This window comes from Vibrio porteresiae DSM 19223, from assembly GCF_024347055.1.
In the GTDB taxonomy this organism is placed as follows: domain Bacteria; phylum Pseudomonadota; class Gammaproteobacteria; order Enterobacterales; family Vibrionaceae; genus Vibrio; species Vibrio porteresiae.
Genome location: NZ_AP024896.1, coordinates 1,500,877 through 1,526,185 on the forward strand (window position 1 = coordinate 1,500,877; position 25,309 = coordinate 1,526,185).

The following is a 25,309-nucleotide window of genomic DNA, read 5'->3' on the forward strand; positions in this document are numbered from 1 at the left end:
ACTGGCGCACGCTAACCATCTGACCGCAAAGTATATACCCAAATATCGTCAAAAAGTTAATTCAACAAAAAAGGGGCTAACACACACTCCAATACTCAATCACTTTGATTATCAAAACAATTGCACTTCCCTCAAATTGTAAGAAAATGTTATTGTTATAGTATAACATAACAAACCAAGCCTATCTTAGACCTGACCATGATTCGTTTTACAGCTTTGAGTGATAAAGCCTATCACTCCTTATTAACTCGCTCTGGCATCACCCGCGTGGCATTGATACTGGTTCTTTTAGCACTGCTCTGGGGCGCCATTTTTTGGGCGGTTAAGCTGCCATGATTACCTTACATAACCTCACTGTTGGCTATCAGGGAAAGAGTCTTATTCAACCTATTTCTGGGCAATTTGAGTCCGGTAGCCTCACTGCCATCATGGGTGCTAATGGCGCAGGGAAATCAACCCTGTTAAAAACCTTATGTGGATTGCTGCCACCAATTGCTGGCGAACTCTCTTTTAGTCGCCCACGCAAGGAGCTGCTCTCATGGCTACCTCAACAAAGCGATATCGACCGTAGTTTCCCTATCACGGTATCGGATGTGGTTGCGATGGGATGCTGGCCACACAAAGGTATCTTAAGTTCGATTAATCGCATTGACATGGCAAAAATTGCCAACGCGATGGATCATGTCGGCATTATTGATCTGGCTAACTACACCATCAATCAGCTTTCTGGCGGTCAGTTTCAGCGCATGCTGTTTGCCCGACTGCTGGTGCAAGACTCCCCTGTGATGATGATGGATGAGCCCTTCACTGGCATTGATAGTCAAACTCAAGAGACACTTCTCAATCTGATTTGCGAGCTGCATCAACAGGGAAAAACCATTATCACCGTGCTGCATAACCCAAGCATTGTGGAGTCTTATTTCCCTGACACACTGCTGATCAACGAACAATGTTCTCACTGGGGCAAGACCCAGGATGTCTTAAATAGCTGTGAAATTTATAACCCATCGGTTCGCATGGAACTGAGCTTCGGTTAAGGAAAAAAGATGACTTACCACGTAATCGATGCCTTTATTCAATTTGGCTTTATGCGCCGATCTTTGGTCGCTTGCCTAGCTCTGTCTCTTAGCCTGACGCCACTTGGCGTATTTCTGTTACTGCGCCGCATGAGTCTTATCGGTGATGCCCTTTCCCATGCGGTATTACCTGGCGTTGCAATTGGTTATCTATGTGCTGGCATGTCTTTGCTCGCCATGGGATTAGGCGGCTTTGTTGCCGGCCTACTCGTCGCAATGAGTTCAAGTTGGATCAGTAATGCGACTAGGTTACATGAGGATTCTACCTTCGCGGGTCTCTATCTGGGTTCTCTCGCACTTGGGGTAACTCTGGTCTCTTTGCGCAGCTCCGGTGTTGATCTTCTACACCTGCTGTTTGGTTCGCTATTGGCTGTCGATAATGAGTCGTTGCTTTTTATTGGTGTGATCGCGACCATCACGATTCTCGTATTGGCCTTTTTCTATCGCGCCATCGTATTTGAATCGTTTAATGCGGCCTTTTTCCAAGCGCGCTCTAAGCGTTTTCCAACCTTAGTTCACGCGATGTTTATGGCACTGGTGGTGATGAACTTAGTGGCTGGATTTCAGATCCTTGGCACCTTGATGACTGTTGGATTAATGATGCTGCCAGCCATCACAGCTCGCTGCTGGACCAACCATTTACCTTCAACCATGGCGATTGCCGCCATTACCGGCATGGTGAGTTCATTTATTGGCCTGACATGGTCTTGGTATCAATCAGTACCGGCTGGGCCAGCCATCGTTTTAACTGCAACCATCTGCTTTTTGCTCTCGATTGCCTTTGGCAAAGAAAACGGCATTTTCCCGATTTATCGCAAACAACAACACTAACTGATCCACTTTTTATAAGGAATTTATAATGAAACTTTGGTATACCACTGCACTGTCTGTTGCTATCGCGCTTAGCCCTTCTGTTTTTGCTAACACGGTAAATACCGTAGCAAGCTTCTCTGTGCTAGGCGATATTGTGCAACAAGTCGGTGGCGAACACGTAAAAGTCAGCGAACTGGTTGGTCCAAACGGCGACCCACACACGTTCGAACCATCACCTAAAGACAGCGTACTGATCAACAAAGCCGATGTGGTGTTTATTAGCGGTTTAGGTCTAGAAGGTTGGATGGATCGCTTGGTAACAGCTTCAGGCTACAAGGGTGACGTAGTGACAGCTTCAACAGGCGTTAAAACTCGTTCTATGGTGGAAGATGGCGAAACCATTACTGACCCACACGCATGGAACAGTGCAGCCAATGGTGTCATTTACGCGCGTAACGTAATGAACGCATTGATCAAAGCTGACCCTGCGGATGCGAAATACTTCCAAACTCAAGGCCAAGCTTACATTCAGAAACTAGAAAAACTGGATAGCTGGGCAAAAGGCAAATTCGCGGGTGTCGCTAACGACAAACGTAAAGTGATGACCAGTCATGATGCATTTGGCTATTTCGGCCAAGAATATGGCGTGCAATTTCTAGCACCTGTAGGCTTCTCAACCGAAGCAGAAGCCAGTGCAGCAGATGTCGGTAAACTGATTGACCAAATCAAACAAGAACATATCCACACTTACTTTATCGAAAACCAAACTGACCCACGTCTAGTTAAACAGATTGCGGCAGCCACTGGTGCTAAGTCAGGTGGCGAGCTTTATCCTGAAGCATTAACCGACGCTAACGGTGAAGCACCAACTTACGCAAAAGCATTCGAACACAACGTTAATGCTATTTATAACAGCATGAAGTAAGCATTAAATTTATTACTATCGAAAATAAACAAGGCCTGAATATTCAGGCCTTGTTTATTGAAAGAGAGAGGACTAATCCGATGGGGAAAGACGCCCCATTTCCTCTGCAATCAGTTCTAATATTTTATCCTTTATTGCTTCACTGTTCTTTGCATCGTATACGTTACCTTGACCGACACATTGTTGCATAACTGGATAATCTGACGCGGCATACCCAAAACCGATGGCAAACATTTTCGAAACTACATGTTCGTTTGACTGTGTACTATCGTTATATACCAATTTTTCATTAAGTTTAGATATTATGACTGAACATAATTTCCCTTTATAAATCAGAGAAGATGATATATTATCATCCGCTTTAGAATAGTTACTATCCTGTCCATCGGATAATAAAATTATCAGTTTTCTCTGATTATCACCGTCATAGGCTAAACGAGCACCACTTATTAATCCTGTATAAGAGGCTGTTCCACCCTTGGCATAAAAGTGACTTATTTCACTTTTAAACTTACTAAAATCATCTGTTAATGGTATTTCACGAAATCTTGCGCTAACTATATCTTGCCCCCAAGAATTATTTTCTATTATTTGCTTTTCCGTCCAATAATCATAAGCACCATAATCAAAAATTTGGGAAACAGTTGCATTGACATCTATATTTCTTCCATTCTCATAAGAATCAAAACACCAGCCTTGTTGCCTAACTTGATTCTGATGTGCTTTTTTACATATAAGATAATTATAATATTTCAAATCATTACTATCAAAAGTATACTTTTTGGTGAAAAAGTTAAAACCGGTAAAAGCGAGTTCACTTTTTAAATTTGAATGCTGATTATAATCATTTAAAGTATCTGCTACCTCTTTCATTACTTCGATTAGTTGTTGCTCTTTATTTTTATTCTCACCAGGTAGGCGATCTTGCATCGACCCAGAAAAGTCAGCCACCAAAATAACATCTACTGCCTGTGATTGGTATTTTCTTGCTTTAGCGGAACCACCGACATTGAGCCCATTCCCCATACTGGTAGATATTGTATCCTTCGAAAACCAGTTTTTTTGTTCAATATTAGTAGAAACCGTATACTCGAAATATTGTTCTGTGGCAGAAGTAATTTTTTCGCAATCCTGATTCTGAGAACATGGAATATTTTGTGTTTCCATTCGTATGATATCGGAATGAGGGAAATAATACCGAATGTAACGACTTGCCAAAGCATCCCTAGATTCTTGTGAAGATTCACTTTGCCCAGCAATCGCTAATGCAGCCGCTTCTGATGCTTCTTCTATCCTAGCTTTGCTCTGTAATGCTCTTGCTCCATCAGTTCCCAAAATAAAAACACCAAAAAGTAATGGAATCATTAGAGCAAAAAGCAACGCAGCGTGGCCTGATTGGACTCGCCTATTTCTATTTATCATTATATCAACCAACTGAATTTACGGAGTATTTTAACAGGGTGTCGTTCGCAGCGTACTATATCGTATTTCGAATTTGAGTATATGTGAGAACAGGAGCTGACATAACAATGACACATCTTTACATAAAATTACATGGGTAGTTTAACAATAAGGAATTTGCTTAATGGCTGGACAATAAGAAAGGCTTAACGTAAACGTTAAGCCTTTAAATTGTTTTAAATAAATATTATTTATTGCATTACATCTTCTAACACAATTTCAACACGACGATTGAGCGCGCGACCTTGCACAGTGCTATTGGAAGCGATTGGCTGGCTTTCCCCTCTGCTACTCGTTGTCAACGACACGTCTTTACTCTGACTCGATACAAGCTTAACCACAGATTGTGCGCGTTTTTCACCCAAGCTTTGGTTGTAAGCATCTGAGCCGATTGAGTCTGTATGTCCAACAACAGATACATTAGGTGTATGCGCTAATGTAGTCACTAAACGAGCAAGAATCGCCTTATCAGCACCGGACAATGACTTGCTGTTAAACTCAAAATGGAAACGAGCGATACTCTGACCTTTTTGCCAATAACCTTGACTCAAAAAGTAACTCAAGCAATCGGTAGGCACTTGGTCTGGTTTTACTTGGCCAAGTAACCACTCTTGATCTGGGTTTGCAGTGATCGCAACGGTTTGTAAACTATCGCCAGGATACATCACCAATTTTTTTGCAGTGCCACCCGTCATTTGATAACCCTGCGTATTGCCATCTTTATTACATAAATAAGAATACAGATCAGATTCTTGGGCCAAACAGCTTGCAGAAATAACACTTGCCACCAAAGAAATTATTAATTGTTTTTTCATAAAATTATCCTAATTTGTCTCATCTGATGGCGTTAACCGCCCCATCTCTTCTGCAATTAATTCCAAAATTTTGTCTTTGATCTCGTCACTATCGTTTGAGTCATAAACGTTATTCGTTCCAACACAATTTGTCATGCCGGGGTTCTGACTCGCTTGATATCCAAATCCGATTGCAAATATTCGAGACTTAACCGATTCTTCAACCTCATCACCTTCACTATCGGTAACTGTCGTAGTTTGGCTATTTAGTGTGTCGGTAATATTGTCACAGAGGCCATCAGCAACTAACTCAGTTGTAACATCTTCATGCGTATTATTACCATCTGATAAAATAATAATTAAACGCCGTGAATTATTTCCTTTATTTGCAATTTGAGCACCTCGAATCAAACCAGTATAAAATGCAGTTGAACCTTGAGGAACGAAATTATCAATGGTGTCACTAAGCTCAGAAACATCTGACGTTAAACCCAAATTGTAATATCGAAAATGATATGTATTACTATCTGAATTTTTTGTATACATTTTCTGATAAGAATAATCTATATTATTGTATGTGCTAGCAGAAATTGTATATGGATATTGAATAATGCTAGTGGGTAAGTAGGCACTTTCATCGAAAATATTCGCCGCGCTTACAGACTGTGAATAATCAATATTTCCTAAGTCACTTGATGAAGCTCCACACCACCCATCATTAGCAGGATGGGAACTATTTTTCGCTCCAGTACACATTAGATATGTGTAATAGGGAAACCCACTATATGTAGAACCATTCTTACTAATACTTGTTGAGTACGCACCATAGGTATAATAACCAAAGCCAACAAATGCCATGGTGTTTTTTTGTGTTCCAGTATGCTCATTGTATTCGTTAATCGTATCCGCAACGTCTGAAATTATCGATTTTAAATCCGTTACTTTTGAATTAACACTACTGCCTGTACTTTGTAACATCGAGGACGAAAAATCCGATACTAATATAATATCGACCGTTTGCGACTGATATTTTCGTGCGGATGAATAACCACCGACATCGGTAGAATCGCCAAAACTGGTTGATATAGTATCCTTAGAAAACCAATTCGGCTCTGATATGGTTGCAGAAACGGTATATTCATAAAAGCGATTCACTGCATCATCTTCAGTATCGCAGGCAGAGTTATCGGCACAAGGGATATCTTCAGTGGTGATGTCTTCCATCTCCGCAAACGGAAAATAGTATTGGATATAGTTGGTCGCCATTTCATCATGAGCAGCCTGAGTTGACCCACTTTGACCCGCGACGGCTAGCACCGCTGCTTCAGATGCCTCTTCTAAACGAGCTTTGGCTTGTAACGCTCTTGCCCCATCAGTACCAAGAATGAAAACGCCGAACAATAGCGGGATCATCATGGCAAAGAGTATTGCTGCATGTCCTGATTGCTTATTACGATGACTTATCATCTTATCGTCCTACCGCTGCAGAGCGTACTGATATCTTCGAATAATCACCCCCAATAATAGAACCAAACCAATTAGGTGATGCATAACATAGTGTCACCTGATAAAACGTCGCAGATCTACCCCAAGAGGTTTGAAAAATAAGATCTTTGTCTGGCTTAGTCGATTGACAAGAAATATTACTTCCCTCGTGAACCCAAGAGCCTGAACCTGAGACTATGCTATCTATCTTATCGCCAGTACCATAATCACTTCTTGTGTATGCATCTAAAACAAATCCAAATTTGCTTTCATCAAAACTTGACATGGTTCTTTTTAATGAGGCGACGGTAATGGTATAAGCATTCTCTGCTTCCGTATCATCAACACTATATTCGTCTTCCCCAAATAACTGGGTACGCTCTTTTACAATATTAACGATTGAATAAGAGAGTCGCTCCAATTTTCCTTTAATACTGAGTTTTATGATAATGTCACCACTAAATACCAGTAATAAAGAGAAGAACACTCCTACGATGGCAAATTCAACTGTAAAATTGCCTTTTCTTCTACTACAGTGCGAATTTTTCACGTTGATATTCCTGGATGACTATGGCTTCACGAGAAAACAGAGTGTTACTATCGAGAAAGTAATTAAAAATAGGTGAGGCATCATATTGAATACGATAAATAGCGATAGCCGCATTTGATGCATTACCACAGGTAGTACTATTCGACTCACTGGTATCCGTTACTTCACACGTATCATCTTCATCAACTAATTTTTCATAACTTGCAACATAACGAATGCTGTAGCTAAAATCATCAGAATCAACAACATAGCGCCACAAACTGTCACTGTTATCTATCACAGATTCAAAATCAGCCAAAAAGACATCATTAGCACTCGACCATTCAGAAGAAACTCTCTTACTGTGTAACGCAACTTGTGAAATTGCCAAATCACCAATAGCCGACACATAAGATAGAAAACTCATTTCAACCCAAACAGCACACATTAACCAAAAAAAGAAAAAGCCCATTGCAAATTCAATTGCAGCGACACCTTTCTGCTTTTTGATACTACTACTTAGATATTGGCGTTTCATCATTCTCACCGCTATCTAAAGAAGAGTTAGAGATTAGCGAGTGAATACTCACTATTTTTACTTGTTGCAATTGGGCAAATAACTCATCCTTGTTTGCTGAATCGGATTGTCTCATCAACCTGTCAAACGCGGCTTTATCATCTAACTTGGCGTAGACCAGTGCCAGATTAGAACGAACTTTCTTCTGTGGGGCACTTTTATCGTCAACTAGTTGTAAAAGAAGATACTTTGCCGTTGCAAAGTCACCTTCAAGCATGGCAATAAGAGCAAGGTTATTTTTTACTTTTTTGTCATCACCCATTGCAGTCCGCGAAGCTAAGAACCATTTTTTGGCCGAGACAAAGTCCCCCTGATAGCTTGCTAGCACACCAAGTAAGTTCATCACCTCCGCATTATTCGCCTCTTGTTTATTTGCTCGATCTAAATATTGCTTAGCCTGACTAAAGTCGCCCTGATTAAGATAAGCACGACCAGCAAGAATATTGACATCAACAGTGACATCATGAGTTTTTTTCAACAGAGGCTCAAGATAAAAGATGGCTGACCCATAATCATTCACTCGTTCGTAAGAATCGACAAGTTTTATGCGCGTCTTATTGTCATCATTATCTTTGAGTTGTTTCTTATAAAACTCAATCAATTTTGGATAGTTACCACTGGTAATGAGAACTTTTTCATTTGTTTGATCAGAAAGATGTAATCCTTTGTCTTGGAGCGATGTACATCCAGATAAAGCAATGGCTAATAATAGATAACTGGATAGTTTATAGACCATTTTGCATTAACCTCATAATCCCTGGACCGGCAATTAAAATAACGATCGGAACCATAATAAAAATAATGAGTGGAATAGACATCTTTGAGGATAACTGACCTATTTTTTCTTCCACATGAAGTAATTGCACTTCGCGAATGTCAGCACTTAACGTTGTTAATACAGAATAAATAGAGGATCCATATTGCAAACTTTGGTTAAGCGTCATAACAAAACTGCGAATTTCATTACTCGGAATACGTTCATACAATTCAGATAATGCTTGCTCTAATCCAACAAGACGTGCGCGTTCATCAACTTTCTTCAACATATGACTTAAATCTTTGTCGAAAGCACCAAACTCTAAGGACAAGTAGCTAACAGCGGCTTCTATCGTCATACCGGTTTGAACACAAACTGCTAATAAATCAAGCATATATGGCAACTTTGCAGAAATCACCTTCTGGAGATCTTTCTTACGTTGTGCCATATACATATCAGGACCGAGTAGCAAGACTAAGACCCAAATACCTAAAGTCATAATGATCTGTTTTTGAGTAAAATCAAACCAGTAGTAGCCAGCAGCAACGAATGCTACGCCCAAAAACAACAAACCATATTTCACTATGGAATAATATTTAGCCCAAGAGGTATCATAAATCCCCGCAGCTAAGAGTTTTTTCTCTATTTCTTCTTGACTGTTAGAAAATACTCGGTCGAAAAAGTCTGCAACTTTGGCTAATTCATTATCATCATTCTGAGGAATATCGAGATTAAAGCGAGTCAGCTTTTTTTGTCGACGACTCTTACCCATCACAAACAATAATGAGCCAATCCCAAAACTCAGTAGTAAAAATGATAATACCATCATTATATTCATAGCAATCTACTTAACACTCTTCATTAATGACCATACAATGCCAATACCAATCGCTTCGCTAATAATGACGTAATAAAGAATGACTCGACCAGAAGCATTGAACATGACGAATTCATAGTTTTCAGGATTCAAGAATTGCAGCATAAATAAAAAAATAAACGGTATAGCAGCAACGATTTTTGCAGACGTACGAGCTTCCGAGGTCAACGCGAATTTTTTCTTTTCTACCGCTCTAGCATTAAACATCGTTCGGTTTAAACGATGCATAATTTCTTTTAATTGCCCGCCTCGCTGCATATTGGCTCGTAGCGTGATAACAAAGAAATAGAAAGACGGGTATGGATAACGCCGACACGACTTACGAAAAACCTCATCAGGCGTTTCTCCAAGTTGTAATCTTCGTCCCATGAGATTGAACTCTTTACCAATATCACCTTCGAGTTTATCGCCAACATACAAAATCGCATGCATAATACTTTCACCTGAAGAAACGGCACTGGTCATCATATTGAGTGCATCAGGAAACTGCTCTTCAAATAACTTACGTTCACGGTTTTGCATCCAACGGTAGAAAAAAACAAAACCTAACAACATAAAAATCGGCACAAATAAAGTGTTGTCGGCACGAAGATAGGTACGGTTAAAAACAATCGCACCAAAGAACAATCCTGCTAATACCAGCAATAACTTAAGCTCAGGTTTTGTGCCGAGTTGCTTTTTAAAGTTCTCCCAACGTTGTTTCACGCTTTCAATAAACGAACGATCTAAAAGCGATGCAAGATCAACTGCTTGCTGATTGGTGACTAGAGAATGAACAAACTCTGTCTTATTAAACTCATTGAGATAGGAATGGCGTGAACGATGCAATTTACGCTGGTTTACCACAGCGTAGATAATGGCTGCCACACCTAACAGAATAATAAGAAGATAAATCATTATGCATGCTCTCCAGCTCTAAAAGCAGCCATTAATTGTTCTTCTAAACCAAAAAACTTCGCTTTTTCGACCAACACAGAACGCTGCATCAAACCCGCAGTAATGAAATTACCTCGTACCTTGCCATCCTCATTCGCTTGGTAAGAGGGTTGAAAGCGAAATATCTCTTCCATTACCACATTACTGCCTTCTAAGCCGACCACTTCAGTAATGTTCATGACCTTACGCGAGCCATCATGCAGACGAGAAATTTGGATGATCAAATCAACCGCACTCACAATCGTGCGACGAATTGCTTCCAGAGGCAGGTTGTTATTCGCCATCATCACCATAGATTCCACACGGGCCATTGCATCACGTGGTGTATTGGCGTGCAATGTTGACATCGAGCCATCATGACCTGTGTTCATGGCTTGGAGCATTTCAAATGCCTCTGGACCACGACATTCGCCAACAATGATACGGTCAGGACGCATACGCAATGAGTTAATTACCAAGTCACGCTGATTGATCAAACCTGTGTTTTCAATCCCGGCAGTACGCGTTTCTAGGCGCACAACGTGTGGTTGCTGCATTTTTAGCTCAGCAGCATCTTCAATGGTAATAATGCGTTCTTTCTCAGAAATATACTCTGATAACGCATTCAACATGGTTGTTTTACCAGAACCTGTACCACCAGAAATCAAAATGTTGAGTCGGCAACGCGCAGCGATCATCAGTAATTGAGCCATTTCTGGGCTCATAGCGCCAAATTCACATAGCTTTTTCAGATCAATACTGTGCTTTTTAAACTTACGAATCGATATTGCAGTCCCATCAATAGAAATTGGCGGAATAACAATATTAACGCGGCTTCCGTCAGCCAAACGTGCATCACAGGTTGGACTGGATTCATCAACTCGACGACCGACTCGACTTGCGATCCGCTTGGCAATCGCTAACAGTTGGTTTTCATCAATAAAGCTGATCGGTGCTTTTTCAACTAAGCCATTACGCTCAATAAATACCGCATCAGGACCATTGACCATAATATCGGTGATCGATTCGTCATCCATTAAACGTTGTAGTGGCCCTAATCCGACTAATTCATCGGTTAAACTATCCACAAACTGGTGCCTAACAACGTTAGATACTGGAACGTCTTCGTTTTCCAGCAAAAGATTCACAGCGCTTTCGAGCTGTGACTGCAATTGCGGCCGTTCGATGCTACCGATCATTGTCGGATCCAGCGCATCAAATATTTGCTTACGTAGTTTGACGTAAAGATCTTTAGTTCCGATCATGGTATTTAGGCCTTTTTAAACCACTTATTTAACCAAGATGATTTAGTTATGGTTTTTTCACCCACAACTAAAGATGCTAGCGCTCTAATAGGTACCGATGATTTATTATTCAATTTAGCTAAGCGTTTGCCATTGAGGATTTCTTCACCGAAGTTGGAAATAAAAGGCACGATGGCATCTGGTTTAATTTCCAAAAACTTCTCTATTTCAGAAAAGGTCACTGTAGAAAACTTTTCTGGGCAAGTATGGTTAACGACGACTAATACTCGAGGGCGCTCAGACAACGGCACCTTATCTAGCAATAATTTGATACGTCCGGCATCTCTCAATGATGATACCGTCGGAGAAAGAACCAAAATAATACAGTCACTGTCGAGCCAACTGTTTTTTTCGAGATGAACTTGGCCTGATGACGCCGAGAAATCTTCAATTATAAAGTTACATTCGGTCATCATGACATTGATTACTGAGCGGTGATACTCAGCAATCTCTTCATGCGAAAACTCTTTGGAGGTTAAACCTAATACAGAAAGTAACTCACTCTGTTTATAGAGCAAACCACGCGCACTGGATAAGTCCACCAATTCGGTAAACGCGCCACGCTGGATACGACGTTTTTCGAATTTTTGAATCCCCAGCATAATATCGATATTACCGCTCGTGTAGTTATGGTCTACAACGACACAAGAGGCATGTTTTTCCTCAGAAAGCAGATAAGATAGCTCAGCCGTAATGGCCGTCGCTCCTACTCCACCCTTTGCTCCAAGAATCGATACACGCTTAGCGCGACGGTTTTGACCTGGGCCACGATTACGTTCACGGTTATCATGCACACTACGAACAAAATCAATCAGTTCTTGTTTAGTGATTGGCCAAAACAGGTAATAAAAGCCTAGCGCCTTAAGGTTACGAATGGTTGAAATAGCATCTTCACTACCAATAACAATCACAGAAGCATGACTTGGCAAGAGGTGACTGATACGCTCAGCATCTTTGGCGATATTCTTACTATCATTCAATTCGATAATAACAATTTCGACACTTTGTAATCGAACGTGCTCTGCAATTTCGTCATCATTGTTCAAAAGGGTTGCCGGCTCGGCAATCCCTTCAAAACGATAAGATTCTTGAACAAGGTTTTGACAGGACTCGGTCTGGTAAAACAATACCGTCTTGATATGTTCCTGCTCTACTTCCTGCTTTTGTTTTGACTTTAGTGTGTCAACTAAATTAAACATGCTTGCTTACTTACCTATAGAACCTAATGAACGTTCTGGATTAGTCATAGAAGTCCAGCGATTGCTTTCAACATTACAACCGTGATCATCCGACATGGTACTTAAAGAGTTGTAATTCACGTAATGGCACTGACCACTCTTGACGTGAAATTTAGTCATGCGCAGTTCAAAAAGACCGGATGCGGTACTATCACTCAATGATATTTGCTGTTTAGAAACGCCAATAACCAATAACTTTTGATGAGTGTATTTAACCAATTGACGCTGCTTTTTATTGCTCGCAAACAATTCAATCGAGTCTGTCAGCAATTCTTGCTTATGCTCAATAATAAATTGGTCAACTTGACGTTTAGCTTGAACTACATTTCCAGCATCCATTGATAGCGAAGCAGTAATAGGATAAAGATCTAACTCAATACCAGAACGGTCTCTTACTTGGCTACATGCCATTAAGAATAATGAGAAGAGCGCGACTATAGTCATATTTTTCATTGGATAAATCCTCCATCCAATAGCAATTGACGAGCTGGATAGTTTTTATCTGTCTTTTTATCCCAAGCAAAGAAGCGTTGTAAGTTTGTGGTACGTTCAAACGCTGGCAATTTAACGTCTTGACTTTCAATCGGTTTAACTAAGCTCACAGTCGCGACAATCACCAATTCTGTTTTTCTACGCGATGTATCTGTATATCGAAACAAAGCACCTAAAATCGGGATATCACCAATGTAAGGAATTTTAGATAATGATTCGGTCTCTTCGTTATTCAGTAAGCCGCCTAATACAAAGCTTTGACCATCACCGAGCTCGATAGTGGTTTGTGCTTTACGTGTTTTTAATGCAGGCACATCATAGGTTGAATTGGAATAGGTATCATCCAGTGAACTTACTTCTGGTTGGATAGAAAGCTGAATCTTGTCATCACGTAGTACGTTAGCTGCTAAGCTCAGTTTGATGCCGTATTCTTTATAAGAAATACTGGTGCTACCATCGATGACAGTCACGACTGGCAATTCACCGCCCACTAAAAAGTTTGCATTACCACCGGAAATCACTGACATGTTAGGCTCGGCTAATATTTGCCCGACAGAATTATCTGCAATAGCATTAATAACAGAAACAATGTCACTGGCACTAAAGCTCTTTAATGGGTTAACAAAAATACCATTACTTTGACCATCACTGTACGTCTGTAAACCAAGCTGTTCAGAAAATGACTGGGTTACTTCAGCAATCGTCAATTTCACATTGACTTGTTTTGTCACAGCAACTTCAAGGTTATTGACTACACCTTGATACGTTTTACCCATTTTCAAGCTTTGGCTTGAACTTGATGAAGAACTAGAAGATTCTGATGAACCTGAACTGTCACTGCTACTACTCGTTAGAGCTACAGAGTTATCAGTACCACTCTTACCAAGAAGCTCGCCAACTAATGTTTCAATATCTTGTTTTTGCTCTTCAGATGACACCGTGCCACTTAAAATCACTTGTTTGCCCAAGTTATAGATCGAAATATCTAGCTCAGGGTAACGCAACGCGATTTGTTGTTTGATGGCCAATAGGCTTTCATTCACCACAACTGTGCGACTTAATAGCGTGTTACCATCACCATCAAACACCAAAATAGAGGTACTACCAATGCTTTTACCAAACACCACCACTTTGTTCTTGCCGATAACTTGATAATCGGCAACCGCAGGATCGGCAATAAAAACCGAACTGATATCTTCTTTGGTTGTTAAAGCAGTAGCTTCGCCATTGGCAATATTTGTCACTTGCGCAGCAAACACGGTTGGACTAGCCACAACAATACACAGACAGGATAAACGCATCAGCGTTTGGTATAGCCAACTATTTTTAAGTTTCATTTCAAGTACTCTATTTAACAGATGAGTTTCCGGCGCGGAACTCAGTAATCGCATGGTAAGTTCCCATCACATCACCGGAATTCGCTGATAAGTCTTTTGCGGTAGCATTCTTAACCGTTTGGTGAACTTCTAATTGTGCAATACGCTTGGCAATGGTGAGTGTCGATACCTGTTTAGGGGTTAACTCAAGAATTAAACTCGTTTTCTCACGTTCTTCTTTGTTTTCTTTTACTTTCTCAGTTGCTACTTTTAATACTTTAATATTCATCAAAATGGGAGCAAGAGAGACGCCTTTGTAAGAGTTTATTGAACGATCGTTCGCTAAGTTTTGTGCGGTCGACGTTAACGCTAATACATCGATATGACTGTTTGCACGGATGACTCCACCTACAATAGCATCATTGGTTGTTTCTAAAGGGAAAGCAATTCTATTTGGTTGGATAATAAAATCGACATAATCAGAATCTTCCTGAGAAATAATATTTTCAGGATAAATAACAGCTCCTGCTAATACTGGCGCCCTAACTAATTGCCCCGTTTTAAATGCCAGTGACTGATCTTTATCAATACCAAACTGATTCGCCTTAGCTTGCTTCCATTTCTCCACGACAACATCGGAACGAGACAGCGGTTCACCTTTTGCTAGGTCATGTTTTGCCAAATAAACTTGGATCAACTGCTCTTGCTCTTTCTGTTCTACCTGTTTTTCCGGTTTAGCTGTCGACTGATGTGTTAAGCCGTAACCACCCGAAAAAATGGCTAATACAGCGATGAGAGTAACCACTTTAATATTCATAATATAACCGATAAAATATAGAGTTTATTTAATGCGTTATTGCTGTAAGAAATAGGCCAAAGCCGAAACTGATGCAGATAGGTACGGCATAAGGAACGCCTTTAGTTTTCAGTTTGCATTGCGGCCAAATTTTATCGCCTAGCCATAGCCCGATCCCTAGAATCCCACCCAAAGCAAACATCAACATAAAACAGAGCAATAACCATTGATGGTCGATAATTGGGATAAGGACAAACAGCAGCTTTATATCACCCGCCCCACAGAGCCCTGCGCTGAACATAATGACCCCGAGCACAAGTACTGTTAGAGCAACAGAAAATGATATGAGATCAAAATGTTGCTTAATCAAAAAACATGCGATAGCTGCAAGCAAAACAATCGCTTTATTACTGATAATTCTGTTTAGACAATCAGATATAACAATATAAAGCAAATTAAGGACTAATATACTGTATATCAGTCCTTCCAAATTAACTATCATTAAAATAACAGTTAAAATTTATTAAATACTAGAAGCGCTAGAAATCTTATTGCTAATAGTGGTCATCGCGCCTGTTAACGCACCTTTAAGAGTACCGTTAAACATAGTATAAACAATTGCAGAAATTGCCACACCAATAATTGCGTATTCAATTGCAGTTACACCGCGTTTGTCTTGAGCAAAAGCAACGATATTTGAGTAAAGTTTGCAGCTTAGATTCATCAACATTTTAATATCCTTAAATTTAACTAATTCAATTTTTATTTTTTGATCCACACTTCTCTTTACTAACCTGTAACGGAAAATCAAGACAAAGCATCCCCTACAAGTGTTGTAGTCAACTAACTTGCTAGTGTGTTTTAGATCATGTGATCCAGTGACGACCTTCGCTATCCACCTAAAAAACGTATGAGGTGAGATTGTGTCAACAAAATGTCAGCGTTTGGACAACTGGATTGCGCAAGCATAATTTGCAATGAGTTTGATGAATAGCAAAAACTATCGAGAAACTTAGTGAGTTGATTTATTTTCTCAAAAATAAGACATTTTTCATGACAAAATAGACTATACGATACAGCTGCATAGTATATTCAATGAATACACACTCTTTAAATTTCAATACTATAAGTTAAAGCGTGTCAGAATCAGGAAGGTAATTACAGAAGCAATTCTCACCAACGAGAGAATCGTCAGGATAAAAGATTGCTTTAAAATCACCAATAGTGGGTATTGCATTATTACTGTTTTTAGAACTATCACTATTGTGCGGGCGACGGACAATAACATAAAAAACTGAACGAAGATAACTATTTGATATATTTATTCACCATCGCATCTAGCGATAATCTTCCCAACAAAGGCATTAACTCCATCATAGGCACCAAAACCCGATACTGTTTTGGTATAGAGAACCTTATTGATTTGGGGGTCAAGCAACCAAGTTTCAGCAATACCTTGCGTAGCATTACTCATCGTACAGAGCAAGGAATAGAGGCTAAGTTGCTGGCATTGATACTGATTTGAGGAAACACGACTCTGCTTACCTTCGATCTCGACCATAATTCGTCCCGCACTGGATTGGTCCGGTGCCACTATGTAATTGTCAGCCTTTCTTGCTCCTATTCCTTGTAATCCATTGATAACAAAGCAAGATGCAAATACAGGATTGGATGTTAATAGGAGAAGTACAACAATGAGCCATTTCATAAAAAGGGTCTTTTCGTATCGACGACCTCCTTATGTGGCAAAGGGAACCGATTGGTTCCCTTTGTTTAGCAATGAGATGATGACAGACTATTTTGCAGAACGGTCATCGAAGATCACTTCTACCCGGCGGTTATAGGCTCTACCAGTCTCTGTTGCATTATCATTCGTAGGATAAGACTCTCCACGGCTACTTGACGTCAGCATTATATTGTCTCCTTGTTGCGTCGCCTGTTTCACCACTTCATCCGCACGCTTTTGTCCTAACTTTTGATTGTATTTATCCGATCCCAAATTATCGGTATGTCCAACGACTGAAACATTCGGGGTATTGGATAAAGCAGCTACCAATCGAGCAAAGATCATTTTGTCCTCGTCAGTCAGTTTTCGACTATCAAATTCAAAGTGAAAACGCGCAATACTTTGGCCTGACTTCCAATATCCTTGGCTTAGAAAGTAACTTAAGCATTTGGGTGGAATCACATCAGGCTCGATATGTTGCATGATCCATTCTTGGTCGATTTTTGCATCGTGACCTGCAGTTTGTAATGTGTTTCCTGGATACATTTCGATCCGTTGCGGTGTGCCGACGGATAACTCATACCCTTGCATATTGCTATTTTTATTGCACAAGAAGGAATATAAAGAATGCGGCTCAGCTCCGACACTAAGCGATGTAGATATGAGCGCAAGTGCTAGCGAAGTTCGTTTAAACATAATTAACCTTATCTACCTTTAGTTGGACGGTGCAAGATCCGATGGCTCTAGTCGTCCCATCTCATCTGCTACAAGTTCTAATATTTTGTTTTTGATTGAGTCTTTATCGGTTGCGTCATACACGTTCTGTTCACCCACACAGTTTTTCATCTGCGGGTAATTCGAAATCGTATAACCAAAGCCGATAGCAAACATACGTGACTTCACTGTCTCCCCTTCAGAAGTCAATCGGGTATTTAATTCGTCCGTGATCGCTGAACACAGTCCATTAGAGACCAAGGAATCGGTGATCTGCTCGTAGCTGTTCATCCCATCGGAGAGAATAATGAACAGTCGACGAGAGTTGTCACCTGCAGCGGCAACTTGCGCCCCACGAATCAGCCCAGCATAAAATGCTGTTGTTCCTGAAGGAGTGAATTGATTCACTTCACTCACAAATGTCGAAAAATCATTAGTCAGACCTAATGTATAAAAGTGTAAGCTGCTGGTAACTCCAGTGGCTGCATAAGCAGATTCATCGAAAATGTTACTTATCGTTGCATAGGGATCAACGTATTCAGATTGGCTGTAACACCAACCACTGTTTTTTGGATAAACGTTACCGTTAGATTCTTTATCACGATCACAAATTAAATAGGAGTAGGCATAATAATAGTGTCGATTCGTACAATAAAAACTATTACAAACTCTTGTGGTATAACCGGTGCCCGGAAATACAAAGCCATCAAAACCAATAAATGAAATTTGGCTGTTTGTACCTGTGTTTTGGTTATATTCAGCAAGGGTACTTGAAACCGTACTAATAATATCCTTCAGTTCAATATACTTAGCATCCCGATCAGAACTGACCGATTCTTGCATTGATCCTGAAAAATCGGAGATTAAGATAACATCTACCGATTTTGAGTTGTACTTACGCACAGCTGAAGTACTGGCTATATCGACGGATTCTCCAAAGCCATTTGAAATCCCGCTGCTTGGGAACCAAGTTGGTTCACTGATAGTCAACTTGATGTCATATTCGAAAAACTGTTTGGTCGCTAATGCGGATAAATCGCACTTAGGATTGTCATCACATGGAATAACATTGGTTTCTACATATTCAATGGTCGCATTAGGGAAAAAGTAATCTACATAATTATTTACAATCGCGTTGCGAGTCGATTCCGAGCTAGCGTTCTGCCCAGACATAGCAAGCGCCATCACTTCCGTTGCTTCATCTAAACGAGCTTTGTTTTGCAATGCACGAGCACCATCTAGGCCGAGAACAAAAACGCCAAAAAGCATCGGAATAAACAAAACGAACAGCAATGCTGCGTGTCCTTGTTGTTTATTAAACCTTATCTGTTTTTTCATATTTTACCGTGCCAACGTAAACGCATTTGCTGCAACCAACGAATAATCTTTACCAAACAAACTGCCAAACCAATTTGTACTTCGATAACAGAGAGTGACTTGATATAAAGTAGCTGAGCGTCCCCACGACGTTTGAAATAGCAAATTCACGCCAGGAGTAACTCCAGGGCAGGCAAGTCCAACCCCCAATGTCGTCGCGCTGTTCCAGTTCGACACTTCAATCAGCTGATTACCCAAACCGTAGTAACTGCGCTGTCTTACTTTCAAATCAAAGCCGAAATCATTTTGATCAAAATGTCCCATAGACCGATTTAACGAGTTCACTACGATTTGATAGGCCTCTTTGGCCTGATCATCATCGACGGCATACTCTTCTTCTTCGAAAAGCTGTGTTCGCTCTTTTATGACACTCGCGATTGAATAAGAAAGACGTTCCAATTTTCCTTTCATGCTCAGTTTCATAATCAAATCACCGGTAAATACAATCAGCAGTGACAAAAACACACCGACAATCGAAAATTCCACCGTGAAATTGCCACGTTGTTTAATCAATGGAGAATTCATCGCGTTGATATTCCTGTATTACAATTGCTTCGCGGGTAAACATCGATTCAGTATCAAAGAAGTAACTAAAAATATGAGGCGCCATATAGTCCACTCGGTAAATAGCGATGGACGATCCTGTCGCGGTCCCACATTCAATACTGATATCCTCACTCTCTTCATCAGGTGCACATTTTTCCGTCACGGCAGAAAGCTCAGTGAAACTGGTTAAATAGCGCACACTAAAACGAAACTGGGTGACATCAATGACAGACGCCCACACGCTGTCCTCCTTGGCGAGCATTTCTTCAAAGTCGCCTAAGAATTCCGTGGTACTTGCCAATCGTTTACTGTGCAAAGAGGCTTGGGCAATCGCCATATCCCCCAACCCAGAAACATAAGATAAGAAGGCAATTTCAACCCAAAAAGCACACATCAGCCAAAAGAAGATAAAGCCCATCGCAAACTCAATGGTCGCAGTGCCTTTTTGCACTTTGGCCGTTAAAACCGCTTTAACGTTTTTCACTGAGTTCCTCCTGTTGTTTTTCAGGGGAACCCAGTACTGCCCGTTTGACATCCGATAACTTCAAGGCTTTCAAATTGGCAAATAGCTTATTTCGCTGCTCTGGCGACAGCGTTGTGGTTAACCTAGTAAAACCGCCCATATCACCCAATTTTGCATATACGATGGCTAAATTTGCTTTAATCCTCTGGCTACCATTGGCGTTGGAGAAATACATTGGTTCAAGGAGATCCTTGGCAGTAAAATAGTGTTGCTGCAATATAGCCACTAACGCCAAATTATTTTTCACGGTGATATCATCATCCATAAATACACGGGCTTGCAAAAACCGCTGCTTAGCTTGATAAAATTCACCCCGGTAACAATCATTGATACCCAGCAAATTCAATACATCAGCTTCTCGCGGATTAAGGCGATTTGCCTGAGTCAAATATCGATTAGCACGATCCAAGTCACCCAAATTCAAATAGGACTTTCCAGCCAAGTAATTGACATCAAATGACTCCTTTTTGGTGTTGAGCAATGGTTCTAAATAAAAAATTGCCGAATGAAAATCTGCTGTTTCGACATAAGCTCGAATCAACTTTATCCGTGTAGCAAAATCTTCTTTGGCCAATAATTGTGATTTATAAAAAGTAATCAGCTTTTGGTAGTTTTTGCTGCTTAACAATACTTTTTCTTGCGTCTGTGTATCGATACCACCATTACGTTTACCCGAGGTCGCAACACACCCAGATAAACTGATCAGTAATAAAGTCACCACGATCATTTTGCTCATTAGCCTAACATCCTCATTACACCAGGTGCTGCAATGAGCACAACAATTGGAATCATGATAAATAGAATCAAAGGAATCGACATCTTCGCTGATAATTGACCAATTTTTTCTTCGATGTGTAACAACTGCACTTCTCGAATATCGGAAGCTAAAGTAATCAATACCGGATAAATTGAGGAACCATATTGAATACTTTGGTTTAGGGTCATAACGAAACTGCGAATTTCGTTGGACGGAAAACGTTTATAAAGTTCATTGAGCGCCTGTTCAATGCCAACCAAACGCGAGCGATCATTCACCAAATTGAGGATATAGCTGAGGTCTTTATCAAATGCTTTAAACTCATGGGACAGGTAGCTGATTGCTGATTCAATCGTCATCCCGGTTTGAACACAAACCCCCATTAAATCGAGCATATAAGGCAATTTATTAGAGATATCTTTGCGTACTGCGTTAGCTTTGAAAGTCAGATAGTAGTCTGGCCCCATTAAGCTAAGGACGATCCACAATGCTTCAACCGCAATAAAGGTACTCGATTTCAAATGCCATACTGTGCCTAAAATGGCAACACCCAATATTCCGCCAATAACAGCGGTATATTTGATCAAAATGAAATATTTCGAGAACTTTAAGTCATAAAAGCCAGCGGCTATAAATTTATCATCGACATCTTTCTGGTTAGTAGAAAAGACCTTATTTAAAAACTCACTAAGTCCATAAAAGTTAATGGACGCCTTTTCTTCCTCGGAGAAGTTAAGCTTTTCTAATCTTTTTGCTCTCTTGGCTTTAAGTGCCGATACAATTAAAGCAACTAAACCAAGAACAATTAAACCAATTGATGCTAGTGCAATAATATCCATAAGTTCTCCTAGCTAACGCCTCGCATTAGACCCCAAACAATGGATATCCCAATAAACTCACTAGCCAATACGTAATAAAGAATGACCTTGCCATCCTCATTAAACATCACGTATTCATAGTTTTCTGGACTTAAAAACTGCAGCATAAAGAGGAAAAAGAACGGTATTGCCGCCACTATTTTAGCGGATGAGCGTGCTTCTGACGTTAGGGCAAATTTTTTCTTATCCATCGCACGCGCATTAAACATAGTGCGGTTTAAACGCTGGATAATATCTTTTAATTGTCCACCCCGCGAAATATTGGCCCGCAGTGTGATCACAAAGAAATAGAATGATGGATAAGGATAACGATGGCACGACTTACGAAATACTTCATCAGGGTCCTCCCCCAATTGCAAGCGTTGTCCCATCACGCGAAACTCATTACCCACGTCACCTTCAAGCTGGTGTCCTACATACATAATTGCATGCATGATACTGTCACCAGATGAAACCGCACTGGTCATCATATTCAGCGCATCAGGGAATTGAGACTCAAAGTTTTGACGTTCACGATTTTGTAACCAACGGAATAGGAAAAAATACCCTAGGAGCAACACTAACGGAGTGACGATATATTGCGATTCCCGCAGAAAATTGCGATTAAACAGAATTGAGGCCGCAATCAAAACTAAGGTAATCACGATCAGCTTAATTTCTGGCATGTTGCCTAATTGACTCTTAAAGTTATACCAATTCTGCAACGCTCGTTCTTTAAAGCCACGATCTAGCAACGACTGAATATCAACCGCTTGATGTTGACTTACTATAGTTGTCGAACCAAAGCTACTATCAAAATTGCGCAAATACGTCATGCGCCGTTTTTTTGTTCGGTAGTTAATGATTAACGCAATAATAATGATCACGACGCCAATCAATAGAAAATAGAGATCATCACTCATCACGCCTTGCCTCCGGTTGTTTTAAATGAACTCATCAGCTTCTCTTCTAAGCCAAAAAATTTGGCTTTTTCCACTAACACTGAGCGTTGCATCAAACCCGCAGTAACAAACTGCCCTGTTACTTTCCCATCAGGCGTTTTTTCATACGTTGGTTGGAAACGATAGATTTCTTCCAGAACAACACTGGTTCCTTCCAAACCAATCACTTCCGTAATCGACATCACTTTACGGCTACCATCATGGAGGCGAGAAATCTGGATAATAAGATCGACTGCGCTAACGATCGTGCGACGAATCGCTTCTAAAGGAAGGTTGTTACTGGCCATCATTACCATAGATTCAACACGCGCCATCGCATCACGCGGCGTGTTGGCGTGAAGCGTTGACATTGAACCATCGTGACCGGTGTTCATCGCCTGCAACATTTCAAATGCTTCAGCACCACGACATTCCCCTACGATGATTCGATCTGGACGCATACGTAGGGCGTTGATAACCAGTTCACGCTGGCTAATTTGACCAGTATTTTCAATACCGGCCGCACGTGTCTCTAAGCGCACGACGTGAGGCTGTTGCAATTTAAGTTCAGCGGCATCTTCTATCGTAACGATACGTTCTTTCTCAGAAATAAACTGAGACAGCGCATTAAGCATGGTTGTTTTACCAGAGCCCGTACCACCGGAAATAATAATGTTGAGTCGACAACGCGCCGCGACCATCAATAGCTGAGCCATTTCTGGGCTCATTGCACCAAACTGACATAATTTGGCAAAGTCGATACTGTGCTTTTTGAACTTACGAATAGAAATAGACGTGCCATCAATTGCAATCGGAGGAATAACAATATTGACACGGCTACCGTCTAAAAGACGGGCGTCACACAGTGGGCTTGACTCATCGACACGACGCCCTACTCGACTTGCAATCCGTTTGGCGATACCGACTAACTGAGGTTCATCGATAAACGTCACATTGGACTTTTCGACCAAACCATTGCGTTCAATAAAGATTGCCTCAGGACCATTGACCATAATATCGGAGATAGTGTCATCATCCATAAGGCGCTGCAGAGGACCAAGCCCGATCAATTCATCAGCTAGTGCTGAAACAAACTCACGTCTTAGAGAGTTAGAAACCGCGGCACTCTCTTTATCAATCAATAAATTGATCGCACTTTCTAGCTCTTCTTCAAGCTGTGCGCGTTTAATATCCGCAATCGCTGATGGATCTAATGCATCAAAGATCTGCCGACGTAATTTGACATAAAGATTCTTTGCGACGCTCATGCCATCAACCCTTCGATACTATTTTTTTGAAAAGCGATTTTTTCGCATTGATGTCCTCACCCAACACTAAAGCAGACAGTTGGTTAAGAACGACCGCTGAACGGTGACGTCTAGAGGCCAGACGCTTACCATCCAAAATGACATCCGAAAAGTCCTTGATATAAGGAATCACCAGGTCAACTTTACGTTTAAGAAACTTTTCAATTTCATCAAACGACACACTGGCGTACTTTTCAGGAATGGTATGGTTCACCACGATAAAAACTCGTGGTCGTTCCGTTGTAGGCATCGCTTCAATGATAGAGTTGAGTCTTCCCGCATCACGTAACGACGAGACAGTCGCGTTAGTCACGATGACAATACAATCACTTTCCATCCAGTCATTGTTGAAGTCGAACACTTGCCCGGTAGACGCGGAAATGTCTTCTACAATGAAGTTACATTCCGAACGCATCACATCGATAATGGCTCGTCGATAATCCACCATTTCGCCGTAACTGAACTCTTCTGCCGAAATACTTAATATCGACAACAAATTGCTCTTCTTAATCAGTAAGCTACGCGAGCTAGATACGTCGATATTGTCGGAAAGATTACCTTTCTGAACCTTCTTCTTTTCGAACTTATTGATACCTAGCATGATGTCTAGGTTTCCGCTGTTGTAGTTATGGTCAACAATGATTGATGAAGAATGGCGAGTCTCTGCTAATAGGCAGGAGAGCTCAGCGGTCACCATCGTTGCTCCGACACCACCTTTCGATCCAACAATAGAGATACGTTTTGCTTTGCGACCTTTGCTGACACTGAATGGACGCTCACGCTCGTCATAAATACTGTTTACAAACTCAACTAATTCCGTTTTCGTCGCGGGCCAAAATAGGTAATAGAAGCCAAGTTTCTTCAAACCGCGCATGGTCGACATGGCGTCTTCGCCACCGACGATAACCACGGCCGATCCCGTTGGGATAAGATGAGAAATACGTTCAGCATCAGCGACTAAGCTCTTTGATTTATTGAGCTCAATGATGATGATTTCTGCCGATTTACTTTTGACATGCTCGATAATGTTGTCATCTTTGTTTTCAATCGTGATCGGCACAGCGATCCCTTCAAAACGAAATGACTCTTCGAACAACTCTCGACATTGCTTAGTTTGGTAAAAAAGAACGGTCTTGATGTGGTCGTTATTACCCTCTTGACCTTTCCCCGATTTGAGAATACTTGTTAAATCAAACATACATGTAC

Annotated in this window: 28 protein-coding genes; 3 read left to right on the forward strand and 25 right to left on the reverse strand. The window is 40.8% G+C overall.

The window, feature by feature from the left end:
- Positions 1-332: 332 nt before the first annotated feature.
- From OCV11_RS23375 to OCV11_RS23385, 3 genes are read left to right on the forward strand one after another with little or no spacing between them, the layout of a single operon-like run.
- Positions 333-1,037: a metal ABC transporter ATP-binding protein gene (locus OCV11_RS23375; protein ID WP_261896852.1), complete on the forward strand. Its 705-nt coding sequence runs from the start codon at positions 333-335 to the stop codon at positions 1,035-1,037.
- 9 nt (positions 1,038-1,046) lie between these two features.
- Complete coding sequence (locus OCV11_RS23380) at positions 1,047-1,907, forward strand: metal ABC transporter permease (RefSeq protein ID WP_261896853.1); 861 nt, start codon at positions 1,047-1,049, stop codon at positions 1,905-1,907.
- Positions 1,908-1,935: 28 nt separating this feature from the next.
- Positions 1,936-2,814 (forward strand): metal ABC transporter substrate-binding protein, encoded by an 879-nt coding sequence (locus OCV11_RS23385; RefSeq protein ID WP_261896854.1) that lies wholly within the window; start codon positions 1,936-1,938, stop codon positions 2,812-2,814.
- A 72-nt stretch (positions 2,815-2,886) separates the two neighbouring features.
- Here the strand turns inward: OCV11_RS23385 and OCV11_RS23390 are convergent, their stop codons facing one another.
- From OCV11_RS23390 to OCV11_RS23510, 25 genes are all read right to left on the reverse strand, one after another.
- Positions 2,887-4,236 (reverse strand): TadE/TadG family type IV pilus assembly protein, encoded by a 1,350-nt coding sequence (locus tag OCV11_RS23390; protein WP_261896855.1) that lies wholly within the window; start codon positions 4,234-4,236, stop codon positions 2,887-2,889.
- Between the two features lie 230 nt (positions 4,237-4,466).
- Entirely contained in the window at positions 4,467-5,090 is a 624-nt protein-coding gene (locus OCV11_RS23395) for an OmpA family protein (protein WP_261896856.1), read from the reverse strand.
- A 9-nt stretch (positions 5,091-5,099) separates the two neighbouring features.
- Positions 5,100-6,536: a TadE/TadG family type IV pilus assembly protein gene (locus OCV11_RS23400; RefSeq protein ID WP_261896857.1), complete on the reverse strand. Its 1,437-nt coding sequence runs from the start codon at positions 6,534-6,536 to the stop codon at positions 5,100-5,102.
- Position 6,537: 1 nt separating this feature from the next.
- On the reverse strand, positions 6,538-7,104 hold the full coding sequence (tadF, locus tag OCV11_RS23405; protein WP_261896858.1) for a tight adherence pilus pseudopilin TadF: 567 nt from the start codon (positions 7,102-7,104) through the stop codon (positions 6,538-6,540).
- Complete coding sequence (locus OCV11_RS23410) at positions 7,085-7,624, reverse strand: TadE/TadG family type IV pilus assembly protein (RefSeq protein ID WP_261896859.1); 540 nt, start codon at positions 7,622-7,624, stop codon at positions 7,085-7,087. Before OCV11_RS23410 ends, tadF (OCV11_RS23405) begins: the two co-directional genes overlap by 20 nt.
- On the reverse strand, positions 7,599-8,396 hold the full coding sequence (locus OCV11_RS23415; protein WP_261896860.1) for a tetratricopeptide repeat protein: 798 nt from the start codon (positions 8,394-8,396) through the stop codon (positions 7,599-7,601). Before OCV11_RS23415 ends, OCV11_RS23410 begins: the two co-directional genes overlap by 26 nt.
- Positions 8,386-9,255, reverse strand: a complete 870-nt coding sequence (locus OCV11_RS23420; RefSeq protein WP_261896861.1) for a type II secretion system F family protein — start codon at positions 9,253-9,255, stop codon at positions 8,386-8,388. Before OCV11_RS23420 ends, OCV11_RS23415 begins: the two co-directional genes overlap by 11 nt.
- 6 nt (positions 9,256-9,261) lie before the next feature.
- Entirely contained in the window at positions 9,262-10,191 is a 930-nt protein-coding gene (locus OCV11_RS23425) for a type II secretion system F family protein (RefSeq protein WP_261896862.1), read from the reverse strand.
- On the reverse strand, positions 10,191-11,474 hold the full coding sequence (locus tag OCV11_RS23430; RefSeq protein WP_261896863.1) for a CpaF family protein: 1,284 nt from the start codon (positions 11,472-11,474) through the stop codon (positions 10,191-10,193). Before OCV11_RS23430 ends, OCV11_RS23425 begins: the two co-directional genes overlap by 1 nt.
- A gap of 5 nt (positions 11,475-11,479) precedes the next feature.
- Positions 11,480-12,712 carry a type II secretion system protein Z gene (locus OCV11_RS23435; RefSeq protein WP_261896864.1) on the reverse strand — a complete coding sequence of 411 codons (1,233 nt, stop codon included), beginning with the start codon at positions 12,710-12,712 and terminating at the stop codon, positions 11,480-11,482.
- Positions 12,713-12,718: 6 nt separating this feature from the next.
- Positions 12,719-13,204 (reverse strand): hypothetical protein, encoded by a 486-nt coding sequence (locus tag OCV11_RS23440; RefSeq protein ID WP_261896865.1) that lies wholly within the window; start codon positions 13,202-13,204, stop codon positions 12,719-12,721.
- Positions 13,201-14,580, reverse strand: a complete 1,380-nt coding sequence (locus tag OCV11_RS23445; protein ID WP_261896866.1) for a type II and III secretion system protein family protein — start codon at positions 14,578-14,580, stop codon at positions 13,201-13,203. Before OCV11_RS23445 ends, OCV11_RS23440 begins: the two co-directional genes overlap by 4 nt.
- Positions 14,581-14,590: 10 nt before the next feature.
- Positions 14,591-15,376, reverse strand: a complete 786-nt coding sequence (gene cpaB, locus OCV11_RS23450) for a Flp pilus assembly protein CpaB (RefSeq protein ID WP_261896867.1) — start codon at positions 15,374-15,376, stop codon at positions 14,591-14,593.
- Positions 15,377-15,404: 28 nt separating this feature from the next.
- Positions 15,405-15,857, reverse strand: a complete 453-nt coding sequence (locus OCV11_RS25100; RefSeq protein WP_373332835.1) for a prepilin peptidase — start codon at positions 15,855-15,857, stop codon at positions 15,405-15,407.
- Between the two features lie 21 nt (positions 15,858-15,878).
- Positions 15,879-16,085, reverse strand: coding sequence for a Flp family type IVb pilin (locus tag OCV11_RS23460; RefSeq protein WP_261897988.1), 207 nt, complete (start codon positions 16,083-16,085; stop codon positions 15,879-15,881).
- Between the two features lie 591 nt (positions 16,086-16,676).
- A complete protein-coding gene (locus OCV11_RS23465) occupies positions 16,677-17,063 on the reverse strand; it encodes a hypothetical protein (RefSeq protein WP_261896869.1) in 387 nt (128 codons plus the stop codon).
- Positions 17,064-17,150: 87 nt separating this feature from the next.
- A complete protein-coding gene (locus OCV11_RS23470) occupies positions 17,151-17,672 on the reverse strand; it encodes an OmpA family protein (RefSeq protein ID WP_261896870.1) in 522 nt (173 codons plus the stop codon).
- Positions 17,673-17,795: 123 nt separating this feature from the next.
- Positions 17,796-19,133, reverse strand: a complete 1,338-nt coding sequence (locus OCV11_RS23475; protein WP_261896871.1) for a TadE/TadG family type IV pilus assembly protein — start codon at positions 19,131-19,133, stop codon at positions 17,796-17,798.
- Between the two features lie 3 nt (positions 19,134-19,136).
- A complete protein-coding gene (gene tadF, locus OCV11_RS23480; protein ID WP_261896872.1) occupies positions 19,137-19,697 on the reverse strand; it encodes a tight adherence pilus pseudopilin TadF in 561 nt (186 codons plus the stop codon).
- Positions 19,678-20,202 (reverse strand): pilus assembly protein, encoded by a 525-nt coding sequence (locus OCV11_RS23485; protein ID WP_261896873.1) that lies wholly within the window; start codon positions 20,200-20,202, stop codon positions 19,678-19,680. The genes tadF (OCV11_RS23480) and OCV11_RS23485 overlap by 20 nt, the downstream gene beginning before the upstream one ends.
- Positions 20,189-20,977, reverse strand: coding sequence for a tetratricopeptide repeat protein (locus OCV11_RS23490; RefSeq protein ID WP_261896874.1), 789 nt, complete (start codon positions 20,975-20,977; stop codon positions 20,189-20,191). Before OCV11_RS23490 ends, OCV11_RS23485 begins: the two co-directional genes overlap by 14 nt.
- Positions 20,977-21,837, reverse strand: coding sequence for a type II secretion system F family protein (locus OCV11_RS23495; protein ID WP_261896875.1), 861 nt, complete (start codon positions 21,835-21,837; stop codon positions 20,977-20,979). The genes OCV11_RS23490 and OCV11_RS23495 overlap by 1 nt, the downstream gene beginning before the upstream one ends.
- 8 nt (positions 21,838-21,845) lie before the next feature.
- Positions 21,846-22,778 carry a type II secretion system F family protein gene (locus tag OCV11_RS23500; protein ID WP_261897989.1) on the reverse strand — a complete coding sequence of 311 codons (933 nt, stop codon included), beginning with the start codon at positions 22,776-22,778 and terminating at the stop codon, positions 21,846-21,848.
- Entirely contained in the window at positions 22,778-24,064 is a 1,287-nt protein-coding gene (locus tag OCV11_RS23505; protein WP_261896876.1) for a CpaF family protein, read from the reverse strand. Before OCV11_RS23505 ends, OCV11_RS23500 begins: the two co-directional genes overlap by 1 nt.
- A 4-nt stretch (positions 24,065-24,068) precedes the next feature.
- The gene (locus OCV11_RS23510; protein WP_261896877.1) at positions 24,069-25,301 is read right to left on the reverse strand and encodes an AAA family ATPase; all 1,233 of its coding nucleotides are present in this window, start codon (positions 25,299-25,301) and stop codon (positions 24,069-24,071) included.
- Between the last annotated feature and the right edge of the window lie 8 nt (positions 25,302-25,309).